This window comes from Sphingomonas sp. Leaf17, assembly GCF_001421505.1.
Taxonomy (GTDB): Bacteria; Pseudomonadota; Alphaproteobacteria; order Sphingomonadales; family Sphingomonadaceae; genus Sphingomonas.
The window spans coordinates 276676-300321 of the sequence record NZ_LMKL01000005.1; the positions used below are offsets into that span (position 1 = coordinate 276676).

Consider the following 23646-nt stretch of genomic DNA (forward strand, 5'->3'; position numbering starts at 1 on the left):
ATGGGAGAGGAAAGGAGGCGCCGAAGGCGACCAAGGGTGAGGGTGATACGCCAGGCCTCTACCTCACCGCCCGATCACGCCGCCAGGAACATCTCCGGCGGCAGCGCCATCAGCGACTCCGCGCCGCCCTCGATCTTGCGGCGGTGCGCGCCGGCCTCGGGCAGCAGGCGTTCGGCGTAGAAGCGCGCAGTGACCAGCTTGGCGTCGAGGAACGCGGCGTCGCCCTCGCCCGCCGCCTTCAGCGCAGCGGCGGCCACCGCCATCCGCAGCCACATCAGGCCAACCGCGACCAGACCCATCAGGTGCATGTAGCTGACCGCGCCAGCGCCGACATTTTCCGGGTTCTTCATGCCATTGGCCATGAACCACATCGTTGCCGCCTGAAGCTCGTTCAGCGCGCGCTCCAGTTTGCCGGCAATGTCGGCGGTGGCGGGATCGGCCTTGGCCGCGGCGGTTTCCGCCGCGACGATGCCGAAGAACGCCTGCACCGCGCGGCCGCCATTCTGGGCCAGCTTGCGGCCGACCAGATCCATCGCCTGCACGCCGTTGGTGCCTTCATAGATCATCGCGATCCGCGCATCACGGACGTACTGCTCCATGCCCCATTCGGCGATGTAGCCATGCCCGCCATAGACCTGCTGCGCGTTGGTCGCGATCGCATAGCCCATGTCGGTGCCATGGCCCTTGATGACCGGGGTCAGCAGGCTGATGAGGTCGTCGGCCAGCTGCTTTTCGGCCTCGTCCTGCGCGTGATGCGACAGGTCGACCTGCAATGCGCCCCACAGGCACAGCGCGCGAAGCCCCTCGGTCAGCGCCTTGCCCTCCATCAGCATGCGGCGGACGTCGGGGTGGACGAACAGCGTATCGGCCTTTTCCTGCGGCTCGGCAGGGCCGGTCAGCGCGCGGCCCTGACGCCGGTCGCGAGCGTAGTGGACCGCGTTCTGGTAGGCGGTCTCGGCCACGCCCAGCCCCTGCAAGCCCACGCCAAGCCGCGCCGCGTTCATCATGATGAACATCGCGGCCAGCCCCTTCATCTCGTCACCGACCAGCCAGCCGATCGCACCGTCATAGTTCATGACGCAGGTCGAGTTGGCGTGGATGCCCATCTTGTGCTCGATCGAGCCACAGGTCACGGCGTTGCGCGCGCCGATCGACCCATCCTCGCCGACCATGAACTTCGGCACCACGAACAGCGAGATACCCTTCGAGCTGTCCGGCGCGCCCGGCGTCTTGGCGAGAACCAGATGAATGATGTTCTCGGTCAGGTCATGCTCGCCCGACGAAATGAAGATCTTCGTGCCGGTGATCGCGTAGGATCCGTCGCCCTGCGGCTCTGCCCGGGTGCGGATCAGGCCCAGATCGGTGCCGCACTGCGGCTCGGTCAGGTTCATCGTGCCGCCCCACTGGCCCGATACCATCTTGGGCACATACATCGCCTTCTGCGCGTCGCTGCCCTTGGCGAGCAGCGCGGCGATCGCGCCGTGCGTCAGCCCGGGATACATCGCAAACGCCATGTTCGACGAGATCATGTACTCCTCGAACGCGGTCGCCACGACATGCGGCATCGCCTGGCCGCCGAATTCCTCGGGCGCGGACAAGGTGGCCCAGCCCGATTCGACGAACTGGTTGTACGCCTCCTTGAAGCCCTTGGGCGTGGTCACCGATCCGTCGGCGTGGCGGGTGCAGCCCTCCTGATCGCCCGACTGGTTGATCGGGAACAGCACCTCGGCGACGAAGCGTCCGCCCTCCTCCAGCACCGCATCGACCACATCCGGAGTCGCGTTCTGGAAACCGGGGACGTTGGCATAGCGCGACAGGCCGACGACATGGTCGAGGATGAAGCGGGTGTCACGAACGGGGGGCGTGTACTGGGGCATCTCAGCGATCCTTGGTTTCGATAAGGGCAACGAAGTCGTTCAGTTCGGCAATGGCGGCGTCCAGGTCGTGCTTCTGTGCTTCGAGCAGGGCGACCCGCGCGCGGCAGCGTTCAATCGTCACCGCGCGCTGCGCCTGACGACCGTCGCCGATGTCGTAGAGGTCGATCATCTCGCGAATCTCGCCCAGGCTGAACCCGACGCGCTTGCCGCGCAGGATCCAGGCGAGACGCGCACGATCCCGGTGCGAATAGATTCGCTGGGTGCCGCGCCGCTCCGGCGCGATCAGCCCCTCATCCTCGTAGAAGCGCAGCGCGCGCGCGGTCACCTCGAACTCGGTGCACAGGTCGGAAATGGAGAACCAGTCCCGGTCGGGTCGCGGTGTGACCGCGGAATAGGCGACAGCAATCGACATGGCGACACTATGCCTGCCGTTTACGTCAACGTCAACTGCCGCAAAGGGCCTGACCGGTGGTGCCGCGTAACGCCCTTGCCTCCGACACCGATTCGCTGACCTGCGCGACGTCCAGCGCGGCGAGCGATGCGCGCCCGGTGCACAGCGACTCACACGCCGCGGGAACCTCGGCGGGAAACACGATCCGCTCGCCATCGAACGTCGCGTCGATCCGGCACGCACCGAAGGTGATCGCCAGCGTGTCCGTCGACCGCTGCGCGGTGCCGGACGCGGCGCATCCCGCCCCCTCGCCATAATCGACGATCGCCCCGACACGCAGGTCGCGCCCCGACCCGGCGACGATGCACATCCGGTCGCTGTCGCGCGACCACAGACCGGTCAGGACCGCACGGGTGGGATCGGGCACCAGCCCCGCCGTCACCGCCGCCGCCTCCAGCGCGGCGCCGGCCGACCCGTCGTTACCGGCCGGATCGGCGGGTCCGCACGCCGTCACCATCAGCGTCAGCGCGAGTATCCGCCTCATTCGACCGGAGTCAGGCGATCGCCCTCGATCCGCCGGAAGAAACAGGATCGCGCACCGGTGTGACAGGCCGGGCCAGCCGGCTCGGCAATGACCCAGACCGCATCCTGATCGCAGTCGATGCGCAGTTCGCGTACGCGCAGGACGTGGCCCGAACTTTCGCCCTTCTTCCACAACCGCCCGCGGCTGCGCGAATGGAAATGCGCCTCCCCGGTGGCCTGCGTCGCGGCCAGCGCCTCGGCATCCATGTGCGCCAGCATCAGGATTTCGCCGGTGCCGGCGTCGGTCACCACCGCCGTCAGCAGACCTGCGGCGTCGTATTTCGGGTCGAGCGTCAGCCCGGTGTCGCGTGGGTCCGTCATGCCCGCCGGTGTAAACCGTGGCGACGGTCGCGTCACCCGTCGCGACGGTGTTACAAAAGGGCGACAACCGCGATCGGGGGTTCTATAGGGCTGGCTCGCACAAGCCATACGCGGGCGACCATGCTGACCACACATCCCTATGACGACGACAAGCTGCGCGAAGAGTGCGGCATCTTTGGTGTTTCGAGCAGCGAAGGGGCGGCGGCCATGGTCGCGCTGGGCCTGCATGCGTTGCAGCACCGCGGCCAGGAGGCGGCCGGGATCACGAGCTTCGACGGCGCGCATTTCCACACCCACCGGGCGATGGGCCATGTCGCGGGCAATTTCGACCGCGACGATGTGATCCGCAGCCTGCCGGGCACCGTCGCGTGCGGCCATGTCCGCTATTCGACGACCGGCGAAACCGCGCTGCGCAACGTCCAGCCGCTCTATGCCGATCTGGCGACCGGCGGCTTTGCGATCGCGCATAACGGCAATATTTCCAACGCGATGCGCCTGCGCCGCGAACTGGTCCGGCGCGGGTCGATCTTCCAGTCGACCAGCGATACCGAGACGATCATCCACTTGGTCGCCACGTCCAACTATCGCACGCTGATGGACCGGTTCATCGACGCGCTGAAGCAGGTCGAGGGCGCGTATTCGCTGATCGTGATGACGCCGGAGGGGATGATCGCCTGCCGCGACCCGCTCGGCATCCGGCCGCTGGTCATGGGGCGGCTTGGCGAATCGGTGATCTTCGCATCCGAAACCGTCGCGCTCGACGTGGTCGGGGCCGAATTCGTCCGCGCGGTCGAGCCGGGCGAACTGGTCGTCGTGCAGGGGTCGGAGATCCGCTCGCTGCGTCCGTTCGCGCCGATGGCCCCGCGTCCGTGCATCTTCGAATGGGTGTATTTCTCGCGTCCCGATTCGATCGTCGAGGATCACTCGATCTATTCGGTCCGCAAGGGCATCGGCGCGCAGCTGGCGATCGAATCACCGGTCGACGCCGACTATGTCATCCCCGTCCCCGATTCGGGCGTGCCGGCGGCGATCGGCTATGCGCAGGCGTCGGGCATCCCGTTCGAGCTTGGCATTATCCGCTCGCACTATGTCGGCCGCACCTTCATTTCGCCGGGCGACAAGGTCCGTCACCTGGGCGTCAAGCTGAAGCACAATGCCAACCGCGCACTCATCAAGGGCAAGCGGATCATCCTGGTCGACGACTCGATCGTACGCGGCACCACCTCGCTGAAGATCGTGCAGATGATGCGCGATGCGGGTGCCAGTGAAGTGCACATGCGTATCGCCAGCCCGCCGACCCGCCACAGCTGCTTTTACGGCGTCGACACACCCGAGCGCGCCAAGCTGCTCGCGGCCAAGCACGATGTCGGCGGCATGACCGACTTCATCCACGCCGACAGTCTTGCGTTCGTGTCGATCGACGGGCTGTACAAGGCGCTGGGCGAGGCCAAGCGCGCCGAGGTGCGTCCGAAATATTGCGACGCCTGCTTCACCGGTGACTATCCGACCACGCTGACCGACCATGACGAATGTTCGGATGTCGACCAGTTCGCGCTGCTCGAAGAACGACTGGTCTGACGGTCATGACGAAACCACTTGAGAGCAAGCTGGCGCTGGTCACCGGGGCCAGCCGGGGGATCGGGGCCGCCACCGCGCTGTCGCTGGCCGCGCAGGGCGCGCATGTCGTGCTGACCGCGCGCACTGCCTCGGGGCTTGAGCACATCGAGGAGGCGATCTTCGATGCGGGCGGATCGGCGACGATCGCCCCGCTCGACCTGACCGAAACCGATTCGATCGCGCGGCTTGCCACCGCGATCGGCGGACGCTGGCAGGCGCTGGACATTCTGGTGCTGAACGCAGGGATGCTTGGGTCGTTGTCGGCGGTGCCGGCGATCGACCCCAGGGAAATGGCCAAGGTGCTGACACTGAACGTCAGCGCGCAGGCAGCGATGATCGCGGCGTTCGACCCGATGCTGCGCAAATCGGCGGGTGCGCGCGTGATCGGCGTCACCTCCAGCGTGGGGCGCAAGCCTCGCGCCTATTGGGGCCTGTACGGCGCGTCGAAGGCCGCGTTCGAGACGCTGTTGCTGGCGTATGGCGACGAAATGGCGGAAATCGGCCAGATCCGCACCGCGATCCTCGACCCCGGCGCAACCCGCACCGCAATGCGCGCCCGCGCCTATCCGGGCGAGGATCCGGCGTCGGTCAAGGAACCGCAGGTCGTCGCCGACCGGATCGTCGCACTGGCGATCGACGGGTTCGAGGCTGGACATTTCGAGCGGGTGGGCTGACCTCTTGTTCCCCGGCGCAGGCCGGGGTCCAGTTGGGAAAACGCTCTTTGGTGAGTTTCGGCCGCTGCCACAGTTACCCTGGCAACTGGACCCCGGCCTTCGCCGGGGAACGGCAAGGTCAGCCCCGCTTCATCAGCGTAACCTGTGCGACGTCGATACCACCGCCACGAAACCCGCCCTCGCAGTACATCAGATAATAGCGCCACAGCGCGACGAACCGCGCGTCGAACCGCGCGGGCAGCCGTCCAGCCGCCACCGCCGCATCGAACGCCAGCCGCCACAGCCGCAGCGTCTCGGCATAGTCCAGCCCGAACCCGTGCCGGTCGCGCCAGTCCAGTCCCCGCACCTCGGCCAGCGCGCGAAACGCGGATTCGGACAAAAGCATCCCGCCGGGAAAAACGTACCGCTGGATGAAGTCGACGCTGGCGGCGTAGGCGGGGAAGATCGCGTCGTCGATAATGATATACTGGATCGCCGCGCGCCCGCCCGGTTTCAGCACGCGCGCGATCGTGTCGAGATAGGTCGGCCAGTATTGCTGCCCGACCGCCTCGACCATTTCGATGCTCGCCACCGCGTCATATTGCCCGGTGGCGTCACGATAGTCGGTCAGGCCGACGGTGACGCCCGTGAGGCCCGCCGCCGCCATCCGCGCCTCGACATGCGCCTTCTGCTCGGTCGACAGTGTCAGCGCGTGGACCTGCCGGCCACCGCGCGCCGCAACCTCGGCAAATGATCCCCAGCCGCAGCCGATCTCCAGGATGGTGTCGCCCGGGCCTGTCCCGGTCCGATCAAGCACGGCCTCAAGCTTGCGCTGCTGCGCCGCAGCCAAATCCTCGCCCTCGGCAAAGATCGCACTGGAATAGGTCAGGCTGGGGTCGAGCCATGTCTCGTAGAAGTCATTCCCCAGGTCGTAATGCGCGGCGATGTTGCGGCGTGACCCCGCGCGGTGATTGCGCCGCAGCCAGTGGCCGAGCCGCATCGCCCCGCGCACGAACCCGCCGGCGCGCGCCGCGCTGCCCAGCGACGCGCGGTTGCGCATGAACAGGTCGAACAGCGGCACCGGATCGGGACTGGACCAGTCGCCGGCAGCCCAAGCCTCGTACCAGCCGACCGATCCGCCGGTCGCCAGCCGCACCAGTGCGCGCCAGCGATGGAGGTGGACGACCGGCACCGGTCCGGGTGAACGCCCGCCGATCAGCCGGTGCGTCCCGTCGGGCAGATGCGCGTCAATCGCCCCCTCGGCCAGCCCGGCGTCGATCCGGTCGAGCAGCCGGTGGAACACGGGTGCTGTCGCGCGCCTGACGACGGACCTGCGCTGTTCTGTCCGCGCTTCAACGACGTGCCCTGGATTCATGCGCGCGCTCTTGCACCGATGGGTGACGCTAGGAAAGCCCGAACGTCAGAGCCGCGCCGCCGCCGCCAGCGCCCGCTCGCGCGCTTCGCGGTGGCCGATGATCTTGGCCGGGTAGGCGCGCGGCCGACACCCGGCCTCCTCGGGATCGTGGATCGCGGCGTCGCGCACGCCCTTCAACTCGGGCACCCATTCCCGGATGTAGCCGGCGGCGTCGAACTTTTCCGACTGGGTCAGCGGTGCCATGATCCGCCCGAACATGTTGGAATCCACGCCCGTCCCCGACACCCACTGCCAGTTGACCGCGTTGTTGCCGTAATCCGCGTCGATCAGGCAGTCCCAGAACCAGCGCTCGCCCTCCCGCCAGTCGATCAGCAGGTGCTTGATGAGGAAGCTGGCGGTAATCATCCGTACCCGGTTGTGCATCCACCCCGTCGCCCACAATTGCCGCATGCCGGCGTCGACAATCGGATAGCCGGTCTGCCCGGTCTGCCACGCCTTCAGGTCGGCCTTCGCCGCCTTGCCCGTCCGCCAGGCGAGCGCGTCGAACTTGGGGCGACCATTTGCCTCGGCATAGTCCGGCATCGCCATCACGACCCCGGCGGTAAAGTCGCGCCACGCGATCTCCTTGCGGAACGTCGTCAGGCTCTCACCGCCGGTGTCGACCGCGTGCCACACCTGGCGCGGGCTGACCTCGCCGAAATGCAGGTGCGGCGACAGGCGCGAACTGCCGTCGATCGAGGGCATGTTGCGATCGGTATCGTAATCCGCGACCTTTTTACCGAAGCTCGTCATCGCCTTGCGCGCGGCATCCTCGCCCGCCGTCCAGTCCTTCGCAAACCCCGTAGCCCAATCGGGTTTGGTCGGCAGAAGATCCCAGTCCTTCAGCGTATCGCTTTTCGGCCAGCGACCGGGCGCACCGATCGTGCGCGGCATGGCGATCGGCTCGGGCGGCGGCATCTGCTTCGTCAGCGCCTTCCAGAACGACGAATAGACCTTGAACTGGCCGCCGGACCCGGTCCGCACATCCTCGGGCCGGGCCAGATGGTTGCCGTCGTGCAGCGTCAGCGCGTCGCCCAGCGCATCCTCCACCTTGCGCCACCACGGTTCGTAATGCCGGATCGCGTGGACAGCGCCAGCACCGGTTTCCTGCATGACCGCCCGCAGCGTTTCGACCGCCGGGCCGCGGCGCAGGATGAGGCGCGACCCCCTGGCCTCCAGCGCCTTGGCCAGTGCCGCCAGGGCGTGGTGGAGATACCAGCGTTGCGCGCCGCCCATCCGCCAGTCGCCGGGACCGTCATCGTCCAGCACATAGACCGGAATGACCGGCCCGGCATTGGCGGCCGCGACCAGCGCTGGCTGGTCGTGCAGCCGCAGATCCTGGCGCAGCCAGAGGATGACGGGATCGGGCATCGGGTCGCTTTCGGCAGAGGTTTCGGGATCAGGCGCCTAACGCATGGTGCCGGCAAACGCCGCACCCAGCGTCAGGATCGCGCCGACGTGCCGCGACGCGATCTCCAGCGCGTCGTCGCCGTACCCGCCGCCGACCGTACTGGCGAGCGGGATACCGCGCGCGATCGCCAGCCCGGCAACCAGCCGCTCACGCCGTGCCAGCCCGTCCAGCGTCAGCGACAGCCGGCCCAGCCGGTCGCCCGCGAACGGATCGACCCCGGCCTGATACAGGATCAGCTCGGGCCGCTCCGCCTCCAGCAGCGGCACCAGAGTGTCGGTCAGCGCCGCAAGATAACCGTCGTCGTCAACCCCGTCGGGCAGGCCGACGTCCAGCGTCGAGCGGGCCTTGCGCACGGGAAAATTCTTTTCGGCGTGGATCGAATAGGTCGTGATCCCCGGCCGGCCCGCCAGCAACGACGCCGTCCCGTCCCCCTGATGCACGTCGCAGTCGACGACCATCAGCCGATTCACGTCGCGCTCCTCGATCAGCCGGACGGCGGCGATGGCCAGATCGTTGAACACGCAATAGCCGGCACCGGTCGCATGCAACGCGTGATGGCTGCCGCCAGCGGTGTTGGCCGCGAACCCGTGCGCCAGCGCCAGCCGCGCGGCGAGCCAGGTACCGCCGGGCACGACCGCCGACCGGGCCGCGACCGCATCGGTGACCGGAAAGCCGATCCGCCGGGTCTTGTCGGCGGGCACGCTGGCGGTCAGCACCTGATCGACATAGTCCGCATCGTGTACGGCCTCCAGCCAGTGACGCGGCATCGCTTCGGCCTCGTGCCACGTCACCGCCGTCCCTTGCGCCCGCAAGAGGTCGCGGATCAGGCCGTTCTTGTTCCACTGATAGGTCGATCGTGCCGGGGCCGGCGCGACATAGGCGGGATGATGGACGACCGGGATCATCCGGCATAGGTAATCACGACCCGCCCGCCGCCCAAGGTGGCGCAGAAAAGGTACATGCCGATGTCCGACGCCGTCAGTCCGAACGCGACGCCAGCCCCCTATGTCCGCCCGGACGTCGCCGCTTTCCTTGCCTATGCCAATGCGATGCCCGGGCCGCGCATGCACGAACTGGGGGCACCGGCGGCACGGGCGATGTACCATGCGATGAAGGATGTCGCGGACCTGCCCACCGGCGACCTTGCCGTCATCCGCGACCTGTCGATCGCCGGACCCGCCGGGCCGATCGCGCTGCGCCTGTTCGACGCCGCCGAAACGCGCGTCCCCGGACCGGTCGTCCTATTCTTCCACGGCGGCGGCTTCGTCATCGGCACGATCGAGACGCACGCCAGCATCTGTGCGGAGGTTTCACGGCAACTTGGCCTGCCGGTCGTCTCGGTCGAATATCGTCTGGCGCCCGAGGCCCCCTGGCCGGCCGCGCCCGACGATGCGGAGGCGGCGGCGCGCTGGATCGCGTCCAGCCCGCCCGAACTGGGCCTTGCCGTGACAGGTCTGGTGACGATGGGCGACAGTGCGGGCGGCACGCTGGCCATCACCACCGCGATGGCGCTGCGCGATGCGCCGGCCGCCGTGCCGGTGCTGGTCCAGGCCCCGATCTATCCGGCGGCCGACATGGGCACCGACTATCCATCCTACAGCCAGTTCGCCGACGGTCATGTCCTGACGCGGGAGGGGATGGACTGGTTCGCCGCCGCTTATGCCCCCGACGTCACCGACCGGCGCGGCTCGCCGATGGCGGGCGACCTGCACGGCATGCCGGCGGCCGTCATCATCACCGCCGGCCTTGATCCGATCCGCGATCAGGGTCGCGCCTATGCCGCCGCGCTCGTCACTGCCGGCGTTGCGGTCACGTTCCGCGAGGCGATCGGCACCGTGCACGGGTTCGTCACGCTGCGCCGGGCGATTCCGTCGTCGCAGGGCGACGTCGCCGGCTATCTGTCGGCGGTGAAAGCGGCAATCGTCGAGGCGGAGGCGGCACGGGTCATGGCGCAGGCCGCCGGATAGCGGTGCGCGGCGTGCAGGCAGGTAGGCGGGCGGGCGGCGATCAACCGCCGCGTCGGTGCGACGGACGGTGCAGCTTCGCCTTGCTTCGGCCACGCACGCGGGAGAAAGGGAAGGAATCATGACGCAAACGCCCCCAGACGCCCTGCCCTATCGCCCCTGTGCCGGGGTGATGCTCGTCAATGCCGAGGGCCGGGTCTTCGTCGGCCAGCGCCGCGACGCGACAGTGTCGGCGTGGCAGATGCCGCAGGGTGGGATCGACCCCGGCGAGGATGCGCTGACCGCCGCCATCCGCGAGCTGGGCGAGGAAACCGGCGTGGCCCCCGACAAGGTGGAGCTGATCGCCGAAGCGCCGGGCGAGTTCGTCTACGACCTGCCGCCCGACCTGATCGGCAAGGCGTGGAAGGGCAAGTGGCGGGGCCAGCGCCAGCGCTGGTTCCTGTTCCGCTTCCTGGGTACCGACGCGGACATCGACATCGACACCGACCACCCGGAGTTCAGCGCGTGGCGCTGGTCCGACCCCGTCGACCTGCCCGCGCAGATCGTGCCGTTCAAGCGCAAGCTGTACGAGGACGTGCTGACCGCGCTCGGGCCGCATCTGTGAAACGCTGCTGGCCGATCCTGCTGGCAACGCCGCTGCTGCTGGCCAATGCCGATCCCAGCGACATTCCGATCCCGCCGGCGATCCGCGCGATGCTGGATGCCGCCATCGCGTCCAACAACGACAGCGAGATCGCGGTCATCGTCAAATATGCCCGCGCGGTCGATCCGGCCAGCGGCGACGCGGTCGCGCGGATCGCCGACAGCTGGCGCGTGAAACGCCGCGAGGATCAGGTCCGTACCATCCGCGAGGCGAGTTTTGTCGACCTGTGGACCGGCCGCGCACAGCTTGGCGGGTGGAAAACGACGGGCAATTCCGACAATACGGGCCTCAGCGCGGTCATCGACCTGAACCGTGAAGGCATACGCTGGCGTCAGAAATTCAAGGCGCAGGCCGATTATCAGGAAAGCGCCAACGTCACCACGCGCGAACATTATCTCGCATCCTACGAACCCAACTACAAGATCGACGACCGCGCCTATATCTACGGTGCCGCGCAATATGAAAGCGACCGGTTCCTCGGCTATTACGATCGGTATTCCGCCTCGGTTGGCGCGGGCTACAGCGCGATCAAGACGCCGCGCGTGAAGCTCGACCTCGAACTCGGCCCCGCATTTCGCGACACGTCGTTCACCGACGACACGCAACAGCGCAGCGCGGCGGCGCGTGGCTCGCTGGACTTCAACTGGAAGCTGACCAACGGCCTCAGCATCAGCCAGACCGCGTCGGCCTATGTTCAGCGGTTCAACAGCACGGTGAACGGCCTCACCGCGCTGAACGCCAAGCTGATCGGCCCGTTGTCGGCACAGCTGTCCTATAACGTCCAGTTCGAAAGCACCCCGCCGGTCGGGTCGGTGAGCACCGACACCACGACCCGCGCCTCGCTGGTCTATAGTTTCTAGGCGGTATTTCCGCTTCTCCACGATCCGCGCTACACCGGCCGGCATGAGGGGATTATCCACGACAGAGCGCGATGCGGTCGCGCGCGCCGGCGACGCGCCGATGCTGCAACAGGTGCTGGACTGGGCCGCGATCAACAGCGGCACCCGGCACCTGGCCGGGGTCGCGCGCATGGCCGATGTTCTCGCGGATGCGTTTGCGGTCCTGCCGGGCCGGATCGCGCTGGTCGCGCCGGACCCGGTCGACAGCGTCGATGGCGACGGGCGGGTGGGGGCGCTGGACCATGGCCGGCACCTGCACCTCGCGGTCCGCCCCGACGCGCCGGTGCAGATGCTGTTCACCGGCCACATGGACACGGTCTATCCGGTCGATCATCCGTTCCAGTCGCTGACGATGCGCGACGACGGGACGCTGAACGGTCCCGGTGTCGCCGACATGAAAAGCGGCCTGTCGCTGATGCTGGCCGCGCTGTCGGCGGTCGAGGCATCACCGCTGGCGTCGCGGATCGGCTATGAGGTCGTTATCAATTCCGACGAGGAAACCGGGTCGCTGTCCTCGGCCGCACTGCTGGCGCGCGCGGCGCGCGGCAAGGTCGCGGCGCTGACCTACGAACCCGCGCTGCCCGACGGCACGCTGGCCGGCGCGCGCGGCGGCACCGGCAATTTCTCGATTACCGTGCGCGGTCGCGCCGCCCATGCCGGCCGCAACCCGGAGGATGGCCGCAACGCGATCGTCGCCGCGTCCGACCTCGCGCTGCGGCTGCACCAGTGCCGGGGGCCGCGGCTGGCGGTCAATCCGGCGCGGATCGACGGCGGTGGGCCGAACAACGTCGTGCCCGACCTCGCCGTCCTGCGCGTCAACTTCCGGCCCGCCGGGCTTGACGACATCACCCGCGCCAAATCCGAAATCGACGCCGCCGTCGCGGCGGTCGCCGCTGCCCATGACGTGCACATCGCCGTGCATGGCGGGTTCAACCGACCGCCAAAGCCGGTCGATGCAACGGCCGAACGCCTGTTAACGCTGGTGCAACAGGCCGGGGCCGCGCTCGACATCCCTGTCTCCTGGCGCGCGACCGGGGGCGTGTGCGACGGCAACAACATCGCCGCCGCCGGCGTCCCCGTGGTCGACACCATGGGCGCGCGCGGCGGTGCCATTCACTCAACCGAGGAATTTCTGATCGTGGAGTCGCTTGCCGAACGGGCCGCCCTGTCCGCGGTCACCATCCTGCGCATCGCCGAACGGGGTGGCCTGTGACCTTCCGCATCCGCGCCGCGCGCGATTCCGACCTGCCGCATCTGTACGAAATGGCCAAGCTGACTGGCGGCGGCTTCACCAACCTGCCCCCCGACCGCAAGGCGCTGACCGCCAAGCTGGAGCGGAGCCACGCCGCGTTCGCCCGGACCAGCGGCCCGGTCGCCGACGAACTGTTCGTCCTGATCCTGGAAAACACGGTGACCGGCGAAGTGCGCGGCACCTGCCAGATCTTCACGCTCGTCGGCCAGACCCACCCCTTCTACAGCTACCGCATCGGCACACTAACCCAGCACAGCCGCGAGCTTGGCCGCACGTTCCGCGCCGAAATGCTTGGGCTGACGACTGATCTGGAGGGGTCGAGCGAGGTCGGCGGCCTGTTCCTGCACCCAGGCGAGCGCGCCGGCGGGCTTGGCCTGCTGCTCGCGCGCAGCCGCTATCTGTTCATCCGCGCGCACCGCGACCGGTTTGCCGACCGGATCCTCGCCGAATTGCGCGGCGTCATCGACGAGGCGGGCGGGTCGCCGTTCTGGGACGGCCTGGCTGGCCGGTTCTTCGGCATGAATTTTCAGGATGCCGACCAGTTCAATGCGATCCACGGGCACCAGTTCATCGCCGACCTGATGCCGAAACACCCGATCTACACCGCCATGCTGTCGGAGGGCGCGCGCGCCGCAATCGGCCTGCCCCACCCGTCGGGTCGCGCGGCGATGCGGATGCTGGAAAATGAGGGCTTCTCGTTCGAGAATTATGTCGACATCTTCGATGGCGGCCCGTCGATGACCGCCAAGACCGATCAGGTCCGTACCATCCGCGACGCGCGCGCGGCGACGATTGCGCACATCGCCGACAATGACGGACCGGAGTCGCTGGTCGCCACCGGTCAGCTGGCGGCATTCCGCTGCACGTTTGGCGCGGTGCGGGACGGCGACGGCGGCGTTATCGTGTCCGGCGATTGCGCGCAGGGGCTGAACGTCGCCACGGGCAACACGATCCTTCATGTGGGGCGTATCTGATGCAGGTCGAGATCAATTTCGACGGGATCGTTGGTCCCAGCCACAATTATGCCGGCCTCAGCCACGGCAATCTTGCCGCCACGCGCAACGCCGGCCTGATCGCGCGACCGAAGGCGGCGGCGTTGCAGGGGATCGCCAAGATGCGCGCCAACCTCGCGCTCGGGCTGGTGCAGGGAATCCTGCTGCCCCACGCACGCCCCGATCACGCGTGGCTGACAACGCTGTCCACCGATTACGCCACCGCCGATCCGCATCTGAAAGCGCAGGCGCTGTCCGCGTCGGCGATGTGGGCGGCGAACGCGGCGACCGTGTCGCCGGCCGCCGACACGCGCGACGGCCGGTGTCACCTGACCGTCGCCAATCTGGTGACGATGCCGCATCGCAGCCACGAATGGCCGGGCACGCTGGCGCAACTGGAAATCGCGTTCGCGCACCCGGCCTTCGCGGTCCACCCGCCGGTGCCCGCTCCGTTCGGCGACGAGGGCGCGGCGAACCACATGCGGCTGTGCACCGACCACGGATCACCGGGCGTCGAGATCTTCGTCTACGGCGTGGCCGGTGGCCCCTTCCCCGCGCGCCAGCATGTCGAGGCCAGCCGGGCCATCGCACGCGGTCACGGCCTGTCGCCCGGTGCCACGGTGTTCGTCCAGCAATCGGCCGAGGCGATCGCCGCCGGCGCATTCCACAACGATGTCGTCGCGGTAGCCAACGAAACCGTGCTGTTCGCGCATGAACTGGCGTTCGCCGACCGCGACCGATTCCACGCCGAATTGCGCGCCGCAATGCCGACGGTCGAGATCATCGAGGTGCCCGCCACCCGTGTCTCGCTGGCCGATGCCATCGCCTCCTATCTGTTCAACGCGCAGTTGGTGACCCTGCCCAGTGGCGGCGGCATGGCCCTGATCCTGCCCGGCGAGGCGCGCGAGAACGTGGCGGTCTGGACATGGTTGACCGAACTGGTCGCCGGCAACGGTCCGATCCGTCGGCTGGAGGTGGTCGATGTCCGCGAATCCATGGCCAATGGCGGCGGTCCGGCCTGCCTGCGGCTGCGGGTCGTCGCCGATCCGGCGACGATCGACCCGCGCTTCCTGGTCGACGATGCCAAACTCGACCGGATCGCCGCGGTGATCGACACCCACTGGCCCGACGCCATTTCGCCCGACGCCATCGCCGACCCGGCGCTGGTGGCACGGATAGAAGCTGCCCGCGCCACCCTGCTCGCGACACTGGATCTTGTCGGGTTAATTGACAGGTAACCATGTTCGTTAGAACCGAAATGGCTTGAATCGGCGGGTGGCACGGAGCTTGCTGCTGCATCGCCCATGTGGAATCGCATCGTTCGCCTGTTCACGATCAAGACCAAGTTCGAGGCGTTTCTGGTCATCTACGGCCTTGGCCTCGGCTCGGTGCAGCGCGGGGTGCAGTATCTGCACCAATATCCCGGCACCGGCGGCTGGCTGCTGTTCGCGGTCTGCCCGCTGGCGGTGTTCATGGCCGGCGCGCGCATCCTCGATTCGATCGAGCGTGGTCGCGACGACTGAACGACTTGCAACAGGGTAAGGAAAACTTGGTCGCAGATACGCCCGAAGGCGGTATGTCGGTTTCATGCCCAATCTGACTCACCTTCAGCGGCTTGAAGCCGAAAGCATCCACATCCTGCGCGAGGTCGTGGCAGAGGCCGAAAATCCGGTGATGCTGTATTCGATCGGCAAGGATTCGGCGGTGATGCTGCATCTGGCCAAGAAGGCGTTCTATCCCGCGCCGCCGCCCTTCCCACTGCTCCACGTCGACACGACCTGGAAATTTCGCGCGATGTACGCGCTCCGGGATCGCGCAGCCGCCGAGGCCGGGATGCGGCTGATCGTCCACAAGAATGCGGAGGCCGAGGCGCTGGGCATCAACCCGTTTGACCACGGTGCCCGCCACACCGATATGTGGAAGACCGAGGGGTTGAAGCAGGCGCTGACCGCCGGCGGCTACGACGCCGCCTTCGGGGGTGCGCGCCGCGACGAGGAAAAGAGCCGCGCGAAGGAACGCGTCTTCAGCTTCCGATCGGCGGCGCAAGGCTGGGACCCGAAAAACCAGCGGCCCGAACTCTGGCATCTGTACAATGCGAAAAAGGCGAAGGGCGAAAGCATCCGCGTCTTCCCGCTGTCAAACTGGACTGAACTCGATATCTGGCAATATATCCTGGCCGAGGGGATCGAGATCGTGCCGCTCTACACCGCCGCGATGCGGCCGACCGTGGAGCGTGACGGCATGTTGCTGATGGTCGACGACGACCGGTTTCCGCTGGCCCCCGGTGAAGTGCCGGTCGAACGGTCCATCCGCTTCCGGACGCTCGGCTGCTATCCGCTGACCGGCGCGGTCGAGAGCGAGGCGACGACACTGCCTGAGATCATTCAGGAAATGCTGCTGACGACCACCTCCGAACGACAGGGGCGCGCGATCGACCACGATCAGGCCGCCAGCATGGAAAAGAAGAAGCGCGAGGGCTATTTCTGATGACCGCCTACACACCCGACGCGCTCGTTGCCGAAGACATCGACGCCTATCTGGCGCAGCACGCGACCAAGACCATGCTGCGCTTCATCACCTGCGGCTCTGTCGATGACGGCAAGTCGACGCTGATCGGCCGGCTGCTCTACGATTCCAAGATGATCTTCGAGGATCAGCTCGCCGCGCTGGAGGCGGATTCGAAGCGGCTGGGCACGCAGGGGCAGAATATCGACTTCGCGCTGCTGGTCGACGGTCTCGCTGCCGAGCGCGAGCAGGGCATCACCATCGACGTCGCCTACCGGTTCTTTTCGACCGACAAGCGCAAGTTCATCGTCGCCGACACGCCCGGCCACGAACAATATACCCGCAACATGGTGACCGGTGCCTCGACCGCCGACCTCGCCGTCATCCTGATCGACGCGCGGAAAGGCGTGCTGACCCAGACCCGGCGGCACAGCTATCTCGCGCACCTGATCGGCATCCGCGAAATCGTGCTGGCGGTGAACAAGATGGATCTGGTCGGGCACGATCAGGCGACCTTCGACTCCATCGTCGCCGAGTATCGCGCCTTTGCCACCTCGATCGGGATCGAGCGGTTCACCGCCATCCCCCTGTCGGGGCTGTCGGGCGCGAACGTTGCCGATCCCTCGCCCAACATGCCGTGGTACACCGGCCCGACGCTGATGACGCATCTGGAAACGGTCGAGGTCGACAGCGACCGTGCGGCCACGCGCCCGTTCCGCATGCCGGTGCAGTGGGTAAACCGGCCAGACCTCGACTTCCGTGGCTTTGCCGGGCTGATCGCCAGCGGCACCGTGTCCGCCGGCGATCCGGTGCGGATCGTGCCGTCGGGCAAGACCTCGACCATCGCCCGCATCGTCACGCATGGCGGCGACCTGCCCCGCGCGGTCGCTGGCCAGTCGGTGACATTGGTACTGGCCGACGAGGTCGATTGCTCGCGCGGCGACGTGATCGCCACGGCCGAGGCTCCGCCGCAGTCGTCGGACCGGTTCAATACGACGATCGTCTGGATGGCCGACGACGCGCTGGTTCCGGGCCGCGCCTATTGGCTGAAATCCGGCACGCAGACGGTCAGCGCGACCGTGCAGGCCCCGCGCCACGTCGTCGACGTGAACACGCAGGCCGAACTGTCCGCCAAGACGCTGGGCCTGAACGACATCGGCGAGGCGGAGGTCTATACCGACACGCCGCTGGCGTTCGAGCCGTATGACGACAATCACGATCTGGGCGGCTTCATCCTGATCGACCGCGCGACCAACGCGACGGTCGCGGCCGGCATGATCCGCTTTGCCCTGCGCCGCGCACAGAATGTCCACTGGCAATCGATCGACATCACGCGTGAGGCGCACGCCGCGCAGAAGGGCCAGAAGCCGCGCGTATTGTGGTTCACCGGCATTTCGGGGTCGGGCAAGTCGACCATCGCCAATCTGGTGGAAAAGCGGTTGCACGCGCTTGGCCGGCACAGCTTCCTGCTGGACGGCGACAATATCCGCCATGGCCTGAACCGCGATCTTGGCTTCACCCAGGCCGACCGGATCGAGAATATCCGCCGCGTCGGCGAGGTCGCAAAGCTGATGGGCGATGCCGGCCTGATCGTCCTGACCGCGTTCATTTCCCCCTATCGCGAGGAGCGCGACATGGTGCGCGGCATGCTGCCGCCGGGTGAGTTCGTCGAGATCTTCGTCGACACCACGCTGGAGGAGGCCGAACGCCGCGACGTGAAGGGGCTGTATGCCAAGGCGCGCGCGGGCCAGATCGCGAACTTCACTGGCATTTCCAGCCCCTATGAACCGCCGGTCGCACCCGACATCCATATCGAAACGGCGCAGGAAGACGCCGCGTCCGCCGCCGAACGGATCGTCGCGCATGTCATGGGCGCATGGGAAACGTCGCAGTGAACGGCGTGACCGACGTGGAACTCGCCAGGCAGATCGCGGTCGATGCCGGGGTGCTGCTCTGCGACGTGCGCGCCACGGCTGAACACAGCGGCAAGGCGCTGGGCGATCAGGGCGATGCCCAGGCCAACCGGTTGATTATCGACCGGCTGCGCGAAGCCCGCCCGGACGATTTCGTCCTGTCCGAGGAATCGACCGACGACCGCACCCGGTGCAGCGCGCAGCGGGTGTGGATCGTCGATCCGCTGGACGGCACGCGCGAATATGCCGAGGGGCGCGACGACTGGGCGGTCCACATCGCGCTGTCGATCGACGGGCGGCCGGATGCGGCGGCGGTGTCGCTGCCGGCGACCGCGCGCGTCCTGACCACCGACGATGCGCCGCCCGCATATGGCCCGATACCCGCAGCGCCGCGCATGGTCGTCAGCCGGTCGCGGCCGCATGCCGTGACGTTGCACGTCGCGACCGCGATCGGGGCGGAACTGCTGCCGATGGGGTCGGCGGGGGCCAAGGCGATGGCGGTGGTCGACGGTATCGCCGACGCCTATCTGCACGACGGCGGGCAATATGAATGGGACAATTGCGCGCCGGCCGCCGTGGCGATGGCCGCCGGGCTGCATGCGTCACGGATAGACGGGTCGCCTTTGGTCTACAATTGCGAGAACCCGTTCCTGCCCGACCTGCTGATCTGTCGCCGCGAACTGGCCGGTCCGATCCTGGCCGAGATCCGCGCGTACAAGGCGTCGACGCCGGACTGACACCCACCCGTCGTTGCGAGCATGGCGCAGCGATCCGGAGCGTCTTGCCTGTGGTGCTGGATAGCTTCGCCGCGCTCGCAATGACGGGTGAATCAACGGCAGTTCACCCGTACTTCGAGGTCTTGATCCTCGGCACACCGGCGCGCAGAACAGCAATGTCCGCCGACCGGTGCTTGCGATCCTGCCTCACGTTCGGACGGACGCTCGCCAACGCCGAACTATCCAGGACACAAAAAAGCCGGGTCGTCGCCGACCCGGCTTTTGTCCGTGCTGCCACGGTTTCCAAATGGTGCGCCCAGAGCGATTCGAACGCCCGGCCCTCAGATTCGTAGTCTGATGCTCTATCCAGCTGAGCTATGGGCGCACATTGGAGTGGCGCTGATAGCAGCGTTTTTTGCCGACGCAACCCCGTTGCGCCAATTTGTTCGACGCCATAGACGATTTGCATGATCCGCACCCCTTCCCCGCCCAAATCTCCGCCCGAATCTCCGCGCCGCCGTCTGCACATCCTGCCGCTATGGCTTCTGCCCGCGCTGACCGGCCTGACAGCCTGCGTGAAGGATATGACGCCCTATCCCTCGCTCGCGCCGCGCGCGGTGGAGAAACAGGGTTTTGCCGAGCCGGAGGTGCCGGTCGCGGTCGCCACGCCCGACGCGGCACTGGATGCCCGCCTCGCCGCGCTGGACAGCAGGCTGACCGGACTGGAGGCGCGGTTCGCGACCGAATCGGCTGCCGCCGAGCGTGCGGCCCGCGCTGCGAAGGGCGCGCGTGCGGGGTCGGAGAGTTGGATCACCGCGCAGACGCTGCTGGCCGGGCTGGACGACGTGCGTGCGCAGACATCGTCGGTCGTGACCGATATCGAACAGATCGCCATCGACCGCGCGGCGACGTTGGCCCCGGTCTATCCGGCCGTCACCGCGCTGCAGAACCGGGCGAAAGCGACGACGACGCGCCAGACCGGGACGATCGACCGCATCGGCGCCTCACTCGCACCGGCGTAAGGCCCTGTCTACCGAAGCCCGCGGATCAACGGCAGGATCGTCGAGTAATCGTCGGTCCAGGCCGCGAACCCCGGCGTTGCCCGTGCCGGCCGCCAGTCAGGATCATTTTCGCGCAGCGCCGCCGGCGCCCCGGGATCGCGCGACAGGGCGACCCATAGCGACCGGTTCGCCCCGATCGCCAGCGACGACGGCGCATAGTCCAGCGTGATCGCCTGCCACCCGCCGGCCCTGGCGGCGGCAGCCACCACCGGTTCCAGATCAAGGAACCGGTTGGAGATATGCACCAGCAGCAGCCCGCGTCGACTCAGCACCCGGCCATAGGTCGCGAACGCCTCCACCGTCATCAGGTGCATCGGCACGCTGTCCGACGAAAAGGCATCGAGCGCGAGCAGGTCAAGGCTGTCCGACGGTTCGGCCGCCAGGCTGATCCGCGCATCACCGATCCGGATCGGCGGATCGGGCAGGCATTTGGGCAGGAACGTGAATTGCCCGCTATCGCGCGCGATGTGGACGATCGCCGAATCGATCTCGTAGAACCGCCATGCCTGCCCTGGCCGCGCGTAGCAGGCGAGCGTCCCCGTCCCCAGCCCGACGACGCCGACACGCGCCCCCGGCCCATAGAGCGGCCCGAGCAGCGTCATCGCCTGCCCCACGCCCGATCCCGGCGCGTAATAGGTGGTTGGCGTCCGCTCACGCGCGTCCGACCCGGTCAGCTGGACGCCGTGGACGGTCGTGCCGTGGTCCAGCTCGCGCGTCCGACCCTGATCGCGCACGGTATAGACACCGAAATAGCTGCGGGTCCGCGCACCGCCCTCCACCGACAGGGTCAGCGAGCGATAACCACCGAACAGCAGCAGCGCCGACGCCAGCAGCACGACATAGGGCACCCGCGCGCCGATCGCGATCAGGCCGACCAGCGCGATGACCGTAAAGGCACCCCCCTGCCGCGTTTCGCCGAACAGATCGTCCGGGCCGACGAATCGCAGCACGAACAGCCCCAGCGCGATCGCGATCACCGCCCCGAACGCGACCCGCCGCCAGCGCCCCATCCACAACCGGCGGATGCCGGTGGTCAGGTACAGTTGCGGCACCAGCGCGCCCGCCGCCAGGATCAGCAGCGGATATTCATAGGTCCAGTCGAACACGACCGGCGCGATCAGCCCGGCGAACACCCCGCCCAGCGCACCGCCGATCGACATGGCGAGGTAGAAGGCGGTCAGCCGGTCCGGCTCGGGCCGCGCGCGGTACATCGCGGTGTGCAGCGCGACGGCGGTCATGAACAGCAGGATCAGCGCGATGCCGGCGTTCAGATATGGCTTTTCCTGATAGCCGCCGATCATGATGCCGCCGAACAGCAGGATGGTGATCGGCGCGATCCGGGTCAGCATCTCGGCGGTATCGCGGGACGAGGCGAAGGCGATCGTGAAACTGAGCAGGTACAGCCCCAGCGGCAGCACCCACAGCAGCGGCATCGCGACGATATCCGTGGTGATGTAGGTCGATGTCGCCAGCATCAGCCCTGACGGCACGAACGCCAGCGCGATCCAGTGCAGATAGCGCGGCCACGGCACCCGCGGACTGGTCGCCACCACATGCTCCGCGCGCGCCGTTCCGGGCAGCAGCATCGCGCAGGACGCGACCAGCAGGACGACCAACGCATAGCCCGCCGTCCACAACAGGCTCTGCGCGTGGAGGCTCATCAGCGGCTCGACCAGCAACGGATAGGCGATCAGCCCGGCAAAACTGCCAAGGTTCGACGCCGCATACAGCGCATATGGATCGCGCCCACCGCTGGCCGTGCTGTACCAGCGCTGGATCAGCGGGGCCTGCGCCGACACCGCGAAGAACAGCGGCCCGATCGACAGGCCGAGCAGCCACGGCACCCACACCGCCGGCTGCGCGTCGGCCGGCAGCGGCATCGCGATCAGCCCGATCGGCAGCCACAATGCGGCGAGCAGCAGGACGCCGCCATGCACCACCGCCTGCATCCGCGGCCGCACCCGCCCCAGCCAATGGGCATAGGCATAGCCGCCGAGCAGCAGCGCCTGATAGACCAGCATGGCCGAGTTCCACACCGCCGGCGCACCGCCCAGCCGCGGCAACGCCATCCGCGCGACCATCGGCTGGACGAGGAACAGCAGGAACGATCCCGCCAATATGGTGGCGACGTACAGCGCGCGCGGCACGGCGCGGGGACTGACTTCAAACGGCTGTTCGGTCACGGCGCTATCGCCCTGCAACACAGTGAACCGTCATTTGCGGGAAGCGCGTCCCATGCCGCCTCGCCCTGCCCGTTCCCCCGCGCAGGCGGGGGTCCAGGGACACACATACTGCAAGCCTTTGTCCTGCTTGATTCTGGATCCCCGCCTTCGCGGGGAAACGGCCAAAAGCCTGCATCGCACGCTTGCCCGACGCCATCACGCCCCCAGCAGTCGCGCCGCATGGGCCGCATGATAGGTCAGGACGCCCGAACATCCGGCGCGTTTGAACGCCATCAGCGTTTCCAGCACCAGCGCGTCACGCTCGCCCGCGCCGGCCGCGACGCTCGCCTCGATCATCGCATATTCGCCCGACACGCTGTACGCGAAGACCGGCACCTGAAACGCCGCCTTCACCCGCATGATAATGTCGAGATAGGGCAGCCCCGGCTTCACCATGACGCTGTCCGCGCCCTCGGCCAGATCGGCGGCGACCTCGCGCAGCGCCTCCTCGGCGTTGGCGGGGTCCATCTGATAGGTCTTCTTGTCGCCCTTCAGCAGCCCGCGCGAGCCGACCGCGTCGCGGAACGGGCCGTAGAAGGCGCTGGCATATTTGGCGGCATAGGACATGACCTGGACATTGTGTCGCCCGTCGCTTTCCAGCGCACCCCGGATCGCACCGATCCGGCCGTCCATCATGTCGCTGGGCGCGATGATGTCGCTGCCCGCCGCCGCTTGGTTCAGCGCCTGTGCCACCAGCGCCTCGACCGTCGCGTCGTTCATCACATAGCCGGCCGCATCGACCAGCCCGTCATGGCCGTGGGTCGTATAGGGATCGAGCGCCACGTCGGTCAGCACGCCGACCTCCGGCACCGCATCCTTCAGCGCAGCGATCGCCCGGCACATCAGATTGTCGGGATTGACCGCCTCCGCGCCGTCGTCGCTGCGCAGATGGCCGGGCGTGTTGGGGAACAGCGCGACGCACGGAATACCTAGGTCGCGCGCCTCGCGCCCCCGCGCGACGATGCCGTCGACCGACCAGCGCGACACACCGGGCAAGGACGACACCGGCTCCTCCACCCCCTGCCCCTCGGCAATGAACAAGGGCCAGATCAGATCGGCCGGTGTCAGGACGGTTTCGGCATGAAGCCGGCGGCTCCAGTCGGTGGCGCGCGTACGGCGCAGGCGAAGGGCGGGATAGGTTGCGGACATGGGCCGGCTTGTGCGGGATCATACACGCCCCTGCAAGCGTTACGGGGGCGTAACCGCCATCCGG

General features: G+C 67.6%; 22 protein-coding genes and 1 tRNA gene. 13 read left to right on the forward strand and 10 right to left on the reverse strand.

Annotation, left to right across the window (positions count from 1 at the left end; genetic code table 11):
* Positions 1 to 74 precede the first annotated feature (74 nt).
* From ASE75_RS08235 to hisI, 4 genes are read right to left on the reverse strand one after another with little or no spacing between them, the layout of a single operon-like run.
* Positions 75 to 1877, reverse strand: coding sequence for an acyl-CoA dehydrogenase C-terminal domain-containing protein (locus tag ASE75_RS08235; RefSeq protein WP_055931714.1), 1803 nt, complete (start codon positions 1875 to 1877; stop codon positions 75 to 77).
* Position 1878: 1 nt separating this feature from the next.
* A complete protein-coding gene (locus ASE75_RS08240; protein WP_055931717.1) occupies positions 1879 to 2289 on the reverse strand; it encodes a MerR family transcriptional regulator in 411 nt (136 codons plus the stop codon).
* A 31-nt stretch (positions 2290 to 2320) separates the two neighbouring features.
* Positions 2321 to 2812: a hypothetical protein gene (locus ASE75_RS08245; RefSeq protein WP_055931720.1), complete on the reverse strand. Its 492-nt coding sequence runs from the start codon at positions 2810 to 2812 to the stop codon at positions 2321 to 2323.
* On the reverse strand, positions 2809 to 3171 hold the full coding sequence (hisI, locus tag ASE75_RS08250) for a phosphoribosyl-AMP cyclohydrolase (protein ID WP_055931724.1): 363 nt from the start codon (positions 3169 to 3171) through the stop codon (positions 2809 to 2811). Before hisI ends, ASE75_RS08245 begins: the two co-directional genes overlap by 4 nt.
* A gap of 120 nt (positions 3172 to 3291) precedes the next feature.
* Here hisI and purF point away from each other — a divergent pair, with 120 nt between their 5' ends.
* Positions 3292 to 4749, forward strand: coding sequence for an amidophosphoribosyltransferase (gene purF, locus ASE75_RS08255; protein ID WP_055931728.1), 1458 nt, complete (start codon positions 3292 to 3294; stop codon positions 4747 to 4749).
* A gap of 5 nt (positions 4750 to 4754) precedes the next feature.
* Positions 4755 to 5462: an SDR family NAD(P)-dependent oxidoreductase gene (locus tag ASE75_RS08260; protein WP_055931731.1), complete on the forward strand. Its 708-nt coding sequence runs from the start codon at positions 4755 to 4757 to the stop codon at positions 5460 to 5462.
* A 118-nt stretch (positions 5463 to 5580) separates the two neighbouring features.
* Here ASE75_RS08260 and ASE75_RS08265 read toward each other — a convergent pair whose 3' ends face one another.
* The 3 genes from ASE75_RS08265 to ASE75_RS08275 are packed head-to-tail and all read right to left on the reverse strand — an operon-like array spanning position 5581 to position 9171.
* Positions 5581 to 6816 (reverse strand): SAM-dependent methyltransferase, encoded by a 1236-nt coding sequence (locus ASE75_RS08265; protein WP_082463866.1) that lies wholly within the window; start codon positions 6814 to 6816, stop codon positions 5581 to 5583.
* Positions 6817 to 6861: 45 nt separating this feature from the next.
* Positions 6862 to 8226: a cryptochrome/photolyase family protein gene (locus tag ASE75_RS08270; protein WP_055931736.1), complete on the reverse strand. Its 1365-nt coding sequence runs from the start codon at positions 8224 to 8226 to the stop codon at positions 6862 to 6864.
* A gap of 36 nt (positions 8227 to 8262) precedes the next feature.
* Positions 8263 to 9171 (reverse strand): histone deacetylase family protein, encoded by a 909-nt coding sequence (locus tag ASE75_RS08275; RefSeq protein ID WP_055931740.1) that lies wholly within the window; start codon positions 9169 to 9171, stop codon positions 8263 to 8265.
* Between the two features lie 60 nt (positions 9172 to 9231).
* On the opposite strand from ASE75_RS08275, the gene ASE75_RS08280 reads away from it, so the two are divergent.
* The 10 genes from ASE75_RS08280 (at position 9232) to ASE75_RS08325 (ending at position 19171) form a co-directional block, all read left to right on the forward strand.
* Positions 9232 to 10233 carry an alpha/beta hydrolase gene (locus ASE75_RS08280; protein WP_055931742.1) on the forward strand — a complete coding sequence of 334 codons (1002 nt, stop codon included), beginning with the start codon at positions 9232 to 9234 and terminating at the stop codon, positions 10231 to 10233.
* Between the two features lie 118 nt (positions 10234 to 10351).
* Positions 10352 to 10834, forward strand: coding sequence for an RNA pyrophosphohydrolase (locus ASE75_RS08285; RefSeq protein ID WP_055931745.1), 483 nt, complete (start codon positions 10352 to 10354; stop codon positions 10832 to 10834).
* Positions 10831 to 11733: a DUF481 domain-containing protein gene (locus ASE75_RS08290; protein WP_235512561.1), complete on the forward strand. Its 903-nt coding sequence runs from the start codon at positions 10831 to 10833 to the stop codon at positions 11731 to 11733. Before ASE75_RS08285 ends, ASE75_RS08290 begins: the two co-directional genes overlap by 4 nt.
* Before the next feature lie 43 nt (positions 11734 to 11776).
* On the forward strand, positions 11777 to 12985 hold the full coding sequence (locus ASE75_RS08295) for a hydrolase (RefSeq protein WP_055931748.1): 1209 nt from the start codon (positions 11777 to 11779) through the stop codon (positions 12983 to 12985).
* On the forward strand, positions 12982 to 13998 hold the full coding sequence (locus ASE75_RS08300) for an arginine N-succinyltransferase (RefSeq protein ID WP_055931751.1): 1017 nt from the start codon (positions 12982 to 12984) through the stop codon (positions 13996 to 13998). The genes ASE75_RS08295 and ASE75_RS08300 overlap by 4 nt, the downstream gene beginning before the upstream one ends.
* Positions 13998 to 15254, forward strand: coding sequence for an N-succinylarginine dihydrolase (locus ASE75_RS08305; RefSeq protein WP_055931755.1), 1257 nt, complete (start codon positions 13998 to 14000; stop codon positions 15252 to 15254). The genes ASE75_RS08300 and ASE75_RS08305 overlap by 1 nt, the downstream gene beginning before the upstream one ends.
* A 66-nt stretch (positions 15255 to 15320) precedes the next feature.
* Entirely contained in the window at positions 15321 to 15539 is a 219-nt protein-coding gene (locus ASE75_RS08310) for a hypothetical protein (protein ID WP_055931758.1), read from the forward strand.
* Between the two features lie 64 nt (positions 15540 to 15603).
* Positions 15604 to 16503 carry a sulfate adenylyltransferase subunit CysD gene (gene cysD, locus ASE75_RS08315; RefSeq protein WP_055931761.1) on the forward strand — a complete coding sequence of 300 codons (900 nt, stop codon included), beginning with the start codon at positions 15604 to 15606 and terminating at the stop codon, positions 16501 to 16503.
* Positions 16503 to 18416: a sulfate adenylyltransferase subunit CysN gene (gene cysN, locus ASE75_RS08320; protein WP_055931764.1), complete on the forward strand. Its 1914-nt coding sequence runs from the start codon at positions 16503 to 16505 to the stop codon at positions 18414 to 18416. Before cysD ends, cysN begins: the two co-directional genes overlap by 1 nt.
* Positions 18398 to 19171 carry a 3'(2'),5'-bisphosphate nucleotidase CysQ gene (locus ASE75_RS08325; protein WP_055931767.1) on the forward strand — a complete coding sequence of 258 codons (774 nt, stop codon included), beginning with the start codon at positions 18398 to 18400 and terminating at the stop codon, positions 19169 to 19171. The genes cysN and ASE75_RS08325 overlap by 19 nt, the downstream gene beginning before the upstream one ends.
* Positions 19172 to 19458: 287 nt before the next feature.
* Here the strand turns inward: ASE75_RS08325 and ASE75_RS08330 are convergent.
* Positions 19459 to 19535: transfer RNA gene (locus ASE75_RS08330), tRNA-Arg, on the reverse strand.
* A gap of 82 nt (positions 19536 to 19617) precedes the next feature.
* On the opposite strand from ASE75_RS08330, the gene ASE75_RS08335 reads away from it, so the two are divergent.
* Positions 19618 to 20172: a hypothetical protein gene (locus tag ASE75_RS08335; RefSeq protein ID WP_235512562.1), complete on the forward strand. Its 555-nt coding sequence runs from the start codon at positions 19618 to 19620 to the stop codon at positions 20170 to 20172.
* 8 nt (positions 20173 to 20180) lie between these two features.
* Here ASE75_RS08335 and ASE75_RS08340 read toward each other — a convergent pair whose 3' ends face one another.
* Entirely contained in the window at positions 20181 to 22394 is a 2214-nt protein-coding gene (locus ASE75_RS08340; protein WP_235512563.1) for a spermidine synthase, read from the reverse strand.
* Between the two features lie 195 nt (positions 22395 to 22589).
* Positions 22590 to 23582 (reverse strand): porphobilinogen synthase, encoded by a 993-nt coding sequence (gene hemB / locus ASE75_RS08345; RefSeq protein ID WP_055931770.1) that lies wholly within the window; start codon positions 23580 to 23582, stop codon positions 22590 to 22592.
* Positions 23583 to 23646 lie beyond the last annotated feature (64 nt).

Excerpts from the sequence above, each read along its gene's own strand:
- ASE75_RS08235 (WP_055931714.1), bottom strand. The coding sequence starts at position 1,877 with ATGCCCCAGTACACGCCCCCCGTTCGTGACACCCGCTTCATCCTCGAC.
- ASE75_RS08240 (WP_055931717.1), bottom strand. The coding sequence starts at position 2,289 with ATGTCGATTGCTGTCGCCTATTCCGCGGTCACACCGCGACCCGACCGG.
- ASE75_RS08245 (WP_055931720.1), bottom strand. The coding sequence starts at position 2,812 with ATGAGGCGGATACTCGCGCTGACGCTGATGGTGACGGCGTGCGGACCC.
- hisI (WP_055931724.1), bottom strand. The coding sequence starts at position 3,171 with ATGACGGACCCACGCGACACCGGGCTGACGCTCGACCCGAAATACGAC.
- purF (WP_055931728.1), top strand. The coding sequence starts at position 3,292 with ATGCTGACCACACATCCCTATGACGACGACAAGCTGCGCGAAGAGTGC.
- ASE75_RS08260 (WP_055931731.1), top strand. The coding sequence starts at position 4,755 with ATGACGAAACCACTTGAGAGCAAGCTGGCGCTGGTCACCGGGGCCAGC.
- ASE75_RS08265 (WP_082463866.1), bottom strand. The coding sequence starts at position 6,816 with ATGAATCCAGGGCACGTCGTTGAAGCGCGGACAGAACAGCGCAGGTCC.
- ASE75_RS08270 (WP_055931736.1), bottom strand. The coding sequence starts at position 8,226 with ATGCCCGATCCCGTCATCCTCTGGCTGCGCCAGGATCTGCGGCTGCAC.
- ASE75_RS08275 (WP_055931740.1), bottom strand. The coding sequence starts at position 9,171 with ATGATCCCGGTCGTCCATCATCCCGCCTATGTCGCGCCGGCCCCGGCA.
- ASE75_RS08280 (WP_055931742.1), top strand. The coding sequence starts at position 9,232 with ATGTCCGACGCCGTCAGTCCGAACGCGACGCCAGCCCCCTATGTCCGC.
- ASE75_RS08285 (WP_055931745.1), top strand. The coding sequence starts at position 10,352 with ATGACGCAAACGCCCCCAGACGCCCTGCCCTATCGCCCCTGTGCCGGG.
- ASE75_RS08295 (WP_055931748.1), top strand. The coding sequence starts at position 11,777 with ATGAGGGGATTATCCACGACAGAGCGCGATGCGGTCGCGCGCGCCGGC.
- ASE75_RS08305 (WP_055931755.1), top strand. The coding sequence starts at position 13,998 with ATGCAGGTCGAGATCAATTTCGACGGGATCGTTGGTCCCAGCCACAAT.
- ASE75_RS08310 (WP_055931758.1), top strand. The coding sequence starts at position 15,321 with ATGTGGAATCGCATCGTTCGCCTGTTCACGATCAAGACCAAGTTCGAG.
- cysD (WP_055931761.1), top strand. The coding sequence starts at position 15,604 with ATGCCCAATCTGACTCACCTTCAGCGGCTTGAAGCCGAAAGCATCCAC.
- cysN (WP_055931764.1), top strand. The coding sequence starts at position 16,503 with ATGACCGCCTACACACCCGACGCGCTCGTTGCCGAAGACATCGACGCC.
- ASE75_RS08325 (WP_055931767.1), top strand. The coding sequence starts at position 18,398 with ATGGGAAACGTCGCAGTGAACGGCGTGACCGACGTGGAACTCGCCAGG.
- ASE75_RS08335 (WP_235512562.1), top strand. The coding sequence starts at position 19,618 with ATGATCCGCACCCCTTCCCCGCCCAAATCTCCGCCCGAATCTCCGCGC.
- hemB (WP_055931770.1), bottom strand. The coding sequence starts at position 23,582 with ATGTCCGCAACCTATCCCGCCCTTCGCCTGCGCCGTACGCGCGCCACC.